Genomic DNA, 1,503 nt, shown 5'->3' on the forward strand with positions numbered 1-1,503 from the left:
TTTTCGGTGCGGTTCCACCTCGGATTTACATCGCGACGCGGCCTGTCGATTTCAGGAAAGGCATGGATGGGCTTGCGGCCGCGGTTCAGGAGGTCTTGAAGCTCGATCCGTTTTGCGGCGCTGCCTTCATCTTCCGCTCCAGGCGGGCGGACCGGATCAAGATCTTGATCTGGGACGGCTCAGGGCTGATCCTGATCTACAAGCGGCTCGAGGATGCGAAGTTCCGCTGGCCAAGGATCGAGGACGGGATCATGCGTCTGTCGCCGGCGCAAGCCTCTGCCTTGTTCGAGGGCTTGGACTGGGCCCGGGTCCGTGCGGTTCGAAGGGCGCGTCCTCAGGCGGTGCAATAAGCCTGGTATCTCTCTGTTTTTGCGTGATCTTGGTTGCAAATCATGGTGATGTTCGCGTCATGGTTGCGGCTACAGATCAGCTCCCTGACGATATCGGCGCCTTGAAAGCTCTGGTGCTTCACTGGGCGGAACAAGCAGCGGCGAAAGACGCCGAACTGGCCCGCGTTCAGGACGCCAATGCGAGATTGTGGGAGACGCTGCGCCAGCTGCGGCGCGCGCAGTACGGCCGCAAATCGGAGAAGCTCGATCCCGATCAGTTGAGCCTCGCCATGGAGGAGACCGAGCAGGCGATCGCCGAAACGGGTGCCACGGATGAGACCTCGAACGCGACGCTGAAAGCGTCGCGCAAAGAACCCCGCTCTGTCAATCGCGGCGCGCTGCCCTCCCATCTGCCGCGGGAGGAGATCGTCATCGAACCGGACAGCACAGCTTGTCCGTGTTGTGGCGGCGCCATGCATGTCATGGGCGAGGATCGCTCGGAGCGGCTGGACGTGATCCCGGCCCAGTTCAAAGTGATCGTGACGCGCCGGCGGAAATATGCCTGCCGGGCCTGCGAAGGCGCTGTGGTTCAGGCTCGGGCGCCAACGCGTCTGATCGAGGCCGGCATCCCGACCGAGGCACTGGTCGCTCACGTTCTGACCGTGAAATACGCCGATCACTGTCCGCTGTATCGGCAGGCGCAAATCTATAGCCGCCAGGGCGTCGATCTCGATCGCTCCACGCTCGCCGACTGGGTCGGCAAAGCGGCGGCGCTCCTGGCGCCGCTGCAGACGCGCCTATTCGAGATCCTGAAAGCCTCGCCGAAACTGTTCGCAGACGAGACGCGCTGCCCTGTCCTCGATCCGGGACGAAAGCGCGTGAAGCTCGGCCAGCTCTGGGCTTACGCCCGCGACGACAGGCCATGGGGTGGCTCCGATCCGCCCGCCGTTGTCTACTGCTATGCGCCAGGCCGCGGGTCGGAGCATGTGAAAAGCCATCTCGCAGGCTTCAGCGGCATTCTACAGGTTGACGGCTATAGCGCCTACAAGGATCTTGCGAGCAACCGGCCAGCGTCGGCACCGCTCATCCTGTCCTTCTGCTGGACGCACCTGAGGAGGCGGTTCTATGAAATCGCTGTGGGCGGCAACGCGCCGCTCGCCGACGCCGCGCTCGC

The 1,503-nt window shown here is 63.5% G+C and carries 2 protein-coding genes; both read left to right on the forward strand.

Going from position 1 to position 1,503, the window contains the following annotated elements; all coding sequences use genetic code 11:
• Nucleotides 1-23 precede the first annotated feature (23 nt).
• Nucleotides 24-350, forward strand: a complete 327-nt coding sequence (gene tnpB / locus KKP04_RS15215; RefSeq protein ID WP_215033518.1) for an IS66 family insertion sequence element accessory protein TnpB — start codon at nt 24-26, stop codon at nt 348-350.
• A 59-nt stretch (nt 351-409) separates the two neighbouring features.
• Nucleotides 410-1,503 (forward strand): IS66 family transposase (locus KKP04_RS15220; protein WP_215033515.1); only part of this gene is annotated, 1,094 nt, incomplete at its 3' end.

The organism is Rhodomicrobium sp. Az07 (genome assembly GCF_018619475.1).
Classification (GTDB): Bacteria; Pseudomonadota; Alphaproteobacteria; order Rhizobiales; family Rhodomicrobiaceae; genus Rhodomicrobium.